The organism is Draconibacterium sediminis (assembly GCF_000949475.1).
In the GTDB taxonomy this organism is placed as follows: Bacteria; Bacteroidota; Bacteroidia; order Bacteroidales; family Prolixibacteraceae; genus Draconibacterium; species Draconibacterium sediminis.
Map to the genome: position 1 here is coordinate 555,799 of NZ_JRHC01000003.1, position 8,985 is coordinate 564,783.

At 39.2% G+C, this 8,985-nt stretch carries 5 protein-coding genes; all 5 read left to right on the plus strand.

Annotated features, from left to right (window positions below):
- Window positions 1–22: 22 nt before the first annotated feature.
- Window positions 23–2,965 (plus strand): T9SS type A sorting domain-containing protein, encoded by a 2,943-nt coding sequence (locus LH29_RS14500; protein WP_157493707.1) that lies wholly within the window; start codon window positions 23–25, stop codon window positions 2,963–2,965.
- Between the two features lie 98 nt (window positions 2,966–3,063).
- Window positions 3,064–5,625 carry a glycoside hydrolase gene (locus LH29_RS14505; RefSeq protein WP_052670974.1) on the plus strand — a complete coding sequence of 854 codons (2,562 nt, stop codon included), beginning with the start codon at window positions 3,064–3,066 and terminating at the stop codon, window positions 5,623–5,625.
- Window positions 5,626–5,641: 16 nt separating this feature from the next.
- Entirely contained in the window at window positions 5,642–7,225 is a 1,584-nt protein-coding gene (locus LH29_RS14510; RefSeq protein WP_082063726.1) for a glycoside hydrolase, read from the plus strand.
- A 24-nt stretch (window positions 7,226–7,249) separates the two neighbouring features.
- Window positions 7,250–8,710 (plus strand): sulfatase, encoded by a 1,461-nt coding sequence (locus tag LH29_RS14515; protein ID WP_082063728.1) that lies wholly within the window; start codon window positions 7,250–7,252, stop codon window positions 8,708–8,710.
- Between the two features lie 74 nt (window positions 8,711–8,784).
- Window positions 8,785–8,985: MFS transporter (locus LH29_RS24320; protein WP_157493708.1), on the plus strand; the 201-nt coding region annotated here is incomplete at its 3' end.

An 8,985-nucleotide genomic window follows, 5' to 3' on the forward strand; every position in this document is an offset into this window, starting at 1 on the left:
TTAATGAAATCAAAAATTTAAGATGATGAAATATATAATATTTATATTCACAATATTGATGTCCTTTCCGGCTTTTGCACAGGACGACATCCCCGTAAAAACAGATGGAACAAAATACTATCTCCAGATTTATGATGGAGAAACAAACGAGAAAGTATTGCAATATGAAAATCCTGCTGGTTGGCAATATATGATTTTTACAGGCGATTATTTTGATGGCTCGGCAAAACAACTTTGGTCGTTCGAAGCTACTGAAATGTACCCCGGGTATTTTAGTATTGTAAATCATGAATTTGGCAATACGCATCACTTGATGTCGTATAACTGGTATGCATATTTCACTGATGCAGCTAATAGAGATCCAAGGTCGGATAAAGAAATGCAGTTTAAGTTTGTAAAAGTTACGGATGAGTATTACAAACTGGTAACCATTGAAAAACCTACCGATGGATCGCTTTATGGCATTAACTATACACCCGGTGCCGATGCGCTTAATGTTGATGAAAATGGGCAAGCTGATTTTGGTGATGTGAAGAGTGATGATATTACCCCAGAGAATATGGTTAATATGGTATTTAAAGTGATAGAGTTTAATCCAATAGCACTTTATGAAGAATCAATTGTTCGGGGGGATGAATTATACAACAGCAATCCCAATGCTCCGGAAAAGGCACGTTATGATTTATTCTACATCTTGGAAAAAGCGCGTGAAATACGGGTGTTTGGAACCGATGGTGAAATGCTGAACTTCCAGACTCATATTGATTCTGTGGTAAATCTTTTTAATCAGTCGGTGGGATTAGTAACCGTTGTAAACGATGCCAGGGCTTTTATCGATACAACAAATGTTGACGATGAAGTTAAAGCTTCTTTTAATGCTCTGATTAATGATGCGGAGCAATTCTTAAATTCCGACGACCTTGTTTATGATGAGATTGGATCTGTTGAAACAAAAATCAATAATGCCAGAAAAGTAGTTGAGGCTATTTTTGCCGCTCAAACATATGGAGAAACCCTGGCAGAACAAGACGCTGCTCTTTCTTCTGGATTGATGGTTTCAATGGATACCGCAAAAGCTGTATTGGCAAATGATACTGCTGGTGTAAGCGATTATACTTTTGCTATCGAACATTTAACTAGCACTCAAGGAATAATTACTGAAATTATTGCAGCTAATGAGCTGATTGATGCAACCCAAGAATTTCAGGAGGCAAAAGATGCCCTGTTACTTGTTATACAAAACATTACTGCAGTTATTAATAGTAGTGGCAATTCTATCGCAGATTTAGATGCAGCTCTTGCTGAAATGCAAGATGCCATAAAAGTTTTTCAAAAAGCGTTGGAAGCCGGTGATACACCGATTGAGTTAAAAAATGCTGGTTTTGATTCAGATTTAGCCGATTGGATTGTTGAATCTCCGACTCCCGAAGCTGCTTATGGTCAAAACAGGGGAATTGATGGTTCTCGCAGTATTACGTGGTGGAAAGGTGCTGACTATCAGATGAAGGTTTACCAATCCATAAGCAATATACCAAATGGAACTTACAACATTAGTTGCGTTTATAGAAATAGTTCTGAAGGAACGATTGGTTTGTTTGCCGAAAGCGGGGCTAACGTTGTTGATTTGCCACTTCCCCTTTATAATAATGGCGAACAAGACTTAACAAAAGCCGAAATCGAGGTTGCGGTAACCGATGGTACTCTAAGATTTGGTATTAGAGGGCAGGGTGAAAATAATGGTGTACCTGCCGGTAACTGGATAATTTTTGATGAATTTGAAGTAAAACTGTCGGCAGATGTAGCGATAAAAAATGCCGGTTTTGATTCCGATTTAGCCGATTGGATTGTAGAATCTCCAACTCCTGAAGCGGCCTATGCCCAAGATAGGGGAATTGATGCTTCACGCAGTATTACCTGGTGGAATGGTGCCGATTACCAGATGAAGTTCTACCAAACGATTAGCAATATGCCAAATGGAACATATAAAGTTAGTTGCGTTTATCGAAATAGTGCTGATAGCACGATTGGTTTGTTTGCTGAAAGTGGAACTAATGTTGTTGATTTGCCACTTACACTTTACAATAATGGAGAACAGGATTTAAAGAAAGCCCAGATTGTGGTAGCCGTGTCCAATGGTACTTTAAGCTTTGGTGTAAGAGGACAAGGTGAAAACAATGGAGTACCGGCAGGAAACTGGATAATTTTTGATGAATTTGAAGTAACACGAATGCCAGATGTACCTGTTGTTAATGGTGGTTTTGATGCAGACCTTGCCAATTGGCTTGTTGAATCTCCGACACCGGAAGCTGCCTATGCCCAAAACAGAGGAATAGATGCTTCGCGAAGTATTACCTGGTGGAGAGGTTCCGACTATCAGATGAAGTTCTACCAATCAATGAGCAATATGCTTAACGGAACGTACAAAATTAGTTGCGTGTATAGAAATAGTGCTGAAGGTACGATTGGTTTGTTTGCCGAAAGCGGGGCTAACGTTGTTGATTTGCCGCTTCCTCTTTATAACAATGGTGAACAAGACTTATCGAAAGCCGAAATTGAGGTCGCTGTTACCGATGGTGCTTTAGATTTTGGTATGAGAGGACAAGGCGATGACAATGGAGTACCTGCTGGCAATTGGATAATATATGATGAGTTTCAGATTCTAATCAAATCAATTACTCCGGTTTACGAAGTGGTTGAACCAACCCCTAGTCAAATGTTTGTCACTGATGTCCAAACACAAAAGTTCGACAACGAGATTAAATACTGGCAGAACAATCAACGTTTAAACATTCAATCAAACGAGGAGATTGTTAATTATCAGGTTTATAGCATTACAGGAGCATTGGTCGATCAGAAAGAAACAAGAACCACAACGTTGTCTATCCCAATGAGAAAAGGGATTTTTATTGTACGTGTATTAACTGAAAATGGATTTATTGATACCGAAAAGGTTATCGTTAATTAGTATAGTTCTTAGTTTAGTTTGAAAAGAAGATGTTGAAAGCAACATCTTCTTTTTCCCAATTTTTGATGTTCAACCTATTTTCAACTTATATTAAAAGGATGCATTTGCTTTTAAAGCTTAATATTACTATAGTTATAATCTCTGTTTTTTCTGCAAATTTATTTGGGCAAAATAATATTGAACCTATTGCCTATTATTCATTTAATAATGATAATGTTGCAGATGAGAAGGAATATTCCGAGTTATTTCTTCGGAACCAAACAAGCTTATACAATGATTCAGAAAGAGGTACCGTGCTTCGTTTTAGTTCTGATTCAAAAAGCTATGCTGCTTTTAATAAACAACTGTTAGATTCAGATAGTTGTACCATTTCTTTTTTCTTTTACTGGGAAAATACAAATGCCGGTTCGTGGCATCAGTTATTTGAGTTACACGATGCAACTACCAACTCAAACCTGTTTTTTACACCTCAAAATGGCTGGGGAAATAACATGTGTTCTTTGATAAGCCAAAACAAAGAATACGGTACTTACGATGCAGTAAGTGCACGCCCTCTTCTGAAAAACTATTGGATGCATATTGCCATTACTTTTCAGGATAAATTGGTCACTGTTTACATCGATGGTGTTGCAGAATCCAAAGGTTACCTCAATTTTACTCCGGAATCGATCACTACCGATTCATTATTTTTAGGCGGAAATCCACACCGGTCTGATAATTTCTATATTTCGGCTCGTTTAGATGACATAAAAATATTTGACAAAGCATTGGCTGCAAACCAGATATTGGCTTTATCACAGGGGACTGACATTCCCGCCCCCGAAAACGCTCAAACCGTTTGGGAAACTTCGGATAATCCAATTCAACTTGAAATTGATTTAGCTGATAAAAAACAAACCATCAAGAATTTTGGCTCGTCGGATGGTTGGAACACCCAGCGCATAGGAAAATACTGGCCCGAAGACAAAAAGGAGAAACTAGCCGAGCTGCTGTTTAGCGCTGAAAAGGATACCAATGGAAATCCGAAAGGAATAGGTTTGTCGGCCTGGCGTTTTAACATTGGTGCAGGAACTGCAGAACAAGGAGATGCAAGCCGAATAAGCAGTGAGCATCGCAGAACGGAGGGGTTTTTAAACAACGATGGAACATATAATTGGGAGAAACAAATTGGTCAGCAGTGGTTTTTAAAAAAAGCGGCTCTTGATTACAAAATAAACCACATTATTGGCTGGCAAAACAGTCCCCCTGTTCAATACACAAAAAACAACCTGGGTTTCCGCGATTATGGAACACCCATGGAAACGATTTTAAAACCGGAATATTTCGACGATTTTGCCAAATTTCTGGCCGATGTAACTCAGCATTTTGAGAGCGAGGGTATTCATTTCGATTACATTAGCCCATTAAATGAACCACAATACGGATGGGCGCCCGAAACCGAAGGAGGAACTGTGTCGCAGGAAGGAACTCCCTGGACCAACCAGGAAATCCATGATGTTGTTGTGGCCATCGATAATGAATTCAGTACCCGTAACCTCGATACAAAGTTATTTATTTCCGAAGCAGGTTCTGTTCATTATCACACCAGTGGTACCGGGCATGCCTCAAACCAACTCTATAAATTCTGGAATCAGTATTCGACTCTTTCTTTGGTGGGTAAACCATCGTTTGCAAATATTGTATCATACCACAGTTATTGGAAAGATTTTGGCACTGAGCTGGTTTATCAACGAGAAGAATTATACGATAGGTCACAAACATTAACTCCTGTTCCTGAAGCCTGGCAAACCGAATATTCTCTGTTGGGAAATGGTTATCGCACAGGTTACCCCGATGGATACAAACTTACTGAAATGGAGTGTGCATTGGCCTTATCAAAAGTAATTGGTACCGATTTAAATGTGGCAAATATAACCGGCTGGCAATGGTGGAGCACGTTCGGATTGGGAAAACACAATGGCGAATCACGATTCTGCATTATTGAAGCACTTACCAAAGACGATAATTCGGATGGTGAATACCACCTGAATAAACTATTTTATTCTCTGGGTAATTTCTCCCATTTTATTCGTCCAGGAATGACCAGACTCGGTACATTCCGTTCGGATAACCTGAGCGCATTCGAACAAACTTCCGATGTTATATTTTCATCTTTTACAAACAGCGAAGAGAATAAGTTGGTTGTAGTGGCTGTAAATGTTACTGAACAGGCCCGAAAGATAAAGTTGTCCCTGAAAAATAATGTAGGAAAATCGCTTAAAAAGCAAGCGCTTTACCTTACCGATAAGTACACAAATTTATCGAAACAGCAAATTGATTTACCCAATGGGGAATTAATAATTCCTGCACATTCAGTAGTGACTTATACTGCTGATTTAGAGTTGGAAACCTCTTCCGGAAAATTGATTAGAGAGTCTGGATTTAAGGCTTGGTGTCGCTCCTCTGATGAAAAGATTATTGTTTCATTCAATGATCAGAATCAATTTAAACAAGTTAAGTTGTATTCCATTTCCGGAAAGCTTATTACTAGTATTCAGACAGACAACATGCAGGAAAAGGTATCATTTCAAACAGCAAGTTTGCCGGAAGGAGTGTATTTGGTTACAGGAGAGGGAAATAATGTTAAGGAAACACATAAAGTAGTAGTAACAAAACAATAGAAAGAAGTTATAAAATATGTTAGTACGTTTAACAATACTAGTTGTAATTCTGATGACTTTCCGTGTATATGCACAGGAAGGTTCGAAAGTAGTTATAGAGGTAAATCCTCAAAAAACGTATCAGGAAATACACAGTTTTGGTGCCTCTGATTCGTGGAGATGTCAGTTTGTGGGGGAAAATTGGCCCCTTGACAAAAGAGAAAAAATTGCAGAATTACTTTTTAGCCTAGAAAATAATGAAGATGGAAATCCCAAAGGAATAGGCCTTTCAAACTGGCGTTTTTACCTGGGGGCAGGTTCGGCAGAACAAGGCGATAGTTCAGATATTCAGAATGTTTGGCGCCGGTCAGAATGTTTCCTGGACGAGAATGGTAATTACGACTGGAGAAAATATAAAGGTCAGCGCTGGTTTATACAACAAGCAAAGGAAAAAGGAGTTCCTTGTTTTACTGCCTATACAATTTCACCACCTGTATTTTATACAAAAAATGGTTTGGCACATGCTACAAAAGGTGAGTTGGGCTTTAATCTGAAACAAGAGTACTACGGTGCTTACTCAAAATATTTGGTTGACGTGATTGAATATTTTGAGAAAAACGAGAACATTCATTTTGATTTTCTGAGTCCTTTTAATGAACCACAGTGGGCATGGGATAAAAACAATCAGGAAGGTACACCGGCTACAAATGAAGAATTGTACCGATATGTTAAGATTCTTTCTGATGAATTGGCCTCAAGAAATAGTAATACAAGGTTATTGGTTGGCGAAGCCGGAGATGTGGGATATTTGTATGAAGAAAAAGGAAAAAACAATAATGGCGATCAGATTAATGTGTTCTTTAATCCAGAGTCAGATTTATACTTGGGGAATTTTCCGAATCTTGAATATGCCATAACCTCTCACTCGTATTTTACAACCTGGCCTATTGATCAGCAGATTTTATATCGCGAAAAACTAGCTGCACGAATTCAGGAGATAAATCCACACCTGGATTACCACCAAACCGAATTTTGTATTCTCGAAAAGAACCCTGAAATAAAGGGAGGATGGGGACGTGATTTAGGAATGCCAACGGCATTGTATGTGGCACGCGTAATTCATTCAGACTTAACCATTGCAAATGCCTGTTCGTGGGAATGGTGGACAGCTTTATCGCAGTTTAATTTTAAAGACGGTCTAATTCATTTGGATGATGGTGATGGTAATAGTGTAGAAAACGATACGAGTCAACTCAACTATGATTTACGATATGATGGAAATGTGACTGAAACCAAGCTTTTGTGGGCTTTCGGAAACTATTCGCGTTTTGTTAGACCGGGAATGATAAGAATAGGTGCAAAAATAAATAACAGATTAAGTCGGGTTGAACAGGCTACTGACCTACAGGTTTCAGCCTATAAAGACGAATCTGGCGATAAAACAGTATTAGTTTTTATAAACCACTTGAATAAAGATATACCGATTACTATAAACGGACTAAAATCCGCTGATGCGGAAATGTATATAACCGACAATAAAAGAGATTTAGAAAAAAATAATGTTGAGTTGGATCATCTTATTATTCCACAGCGTTCGGTTACAACGTTGGTTGTGAATTAAAGGGGATTTCCAAAATTAAGGAGTATGATGAGAATAAATTTAATATTCGTGATTCTTCTGTCCGTGGCTTGGTGTGGTTGTAAAATCACGCAAAAGGAGGAAGTTAAAAAGCCTAATGTAGTCTTAATAATTGCCGACGATTTGGGATGGATGGATTTAGGTTATACCGGTAGTTCGTTTTATGAAACGCCAAATATTGACGCCTTGGCGGCTTCGGGGATGACTTTCACAGATGCTTATGCTGCAAGCCCGGTTTGTTCGCCAACACGCTCAAGTATAATGTGTGGAAAAACACCGGCACGTACTAAAAATACAGATTGGTTTGGAGCTCCGCAGCCAGGTGCTGCATTTCCTGGATGGATGGGACATTCAGATCGTACCTTGGAACCAGCTTCCTACGTTGAACACATGTCACTTGAGGAGTACACAATTGCAGAAACTTTACGTGATAATGGTTATAAAACTTTTATCGCAGGGAAATGGCATTTGGGACACGACGAAAAATACTGGCCCGAAAATCAGGGTTTCGACATAAATAGAGGTGGTTTTGCCATGGGGCATCCTCCGTTAAACGACGAGTACGACGGGTATTTCTCTCCTTATGGAAATCCACGATTAACAGATGGCCCGAAAGGAGAATATTTGCCTTATCGTCTTGTTGATGAAACCAGAAGGTTTATTCAGGAAAATAAAGATAGTACCTTCTTTATCTATTATCCTATGTACTTGGTTCACACTCCGCTTCAGGCAAGGGAAGAATTAATTGCCAAGTATCAACAAAAAAGAGACTCACTGAATTTGGGAGACGAGTTTGTCGATTTTGGTGACAGAAAGCTGAGAACCAATCAAAGTAACGTAGTTTACGCCGCAATGGTAGAAGCTATGGATCAAGCTATCGGAAAAGTTACCTCAGAGTTAAAAGCGGCAGGTGTAGATGACAATACCATTATAATTTTTACAGCTGATAACGGAGGACTTTCAACGAACTCTGCTCCAACATCTAACCTGCCACTCAAAGGTGGTAAAGGCTGGATGTATGAAGGTGGAATTCGTGAACCGATGTTTGTGATCTGGCCTGGTGTGACGCCGGCAAAAAGTAAATGCAACGAGCCGGTGTTAACTACTGATTTTTATAAGACAATCGTTGAAATGACCGGTATTGCTCATCCGAAACAAGAAACAGATGGTGAAAGCCTGGTACCTCTCTTAAAACAAAGCGAGGGATTTGATCGCAAAGTGGTATGCTGGCATTATCCACATTATAGTCCGCAGGGTGGGAAGCCTGCCTCTGCCATTCGGAGTGGTAATTGGAAGTTGATTAAAAATTACGAAACGAATACATCAGAACTCTACAACCTGAAAGACGACATAGGAGAAACCAAAGATCTTTCGGATGTTGAAGCAGAGGTTGTAAATCATCTTGAACAGGAATTAGACGCCTGGTTGACTGATTTGGAGGCGTCGTTGCCCACAAAAATAAAATAACATTTTCTAGAAACGAAGCCTCTCAGCGAGTAGGCGTTTCAATAAACGGAATAGAAAAAAATATTATTAATCGGATGAATAATTTAAACACAAGGTACATATTTATGATCTCAATGGTGTCGGCCATGGGAGGTCTTCTGTTTGGATATGATTGGGTAGTAATTGGCGGAGCCAAACCGTTTTATGAGCAGTTTTTTCATATCAGCCAAAGTCCTTTTCTGCAGGGCTGGGCTATGAGTAGCGCACTGCTTGGATGTTTGATTGGGGCTTTAACC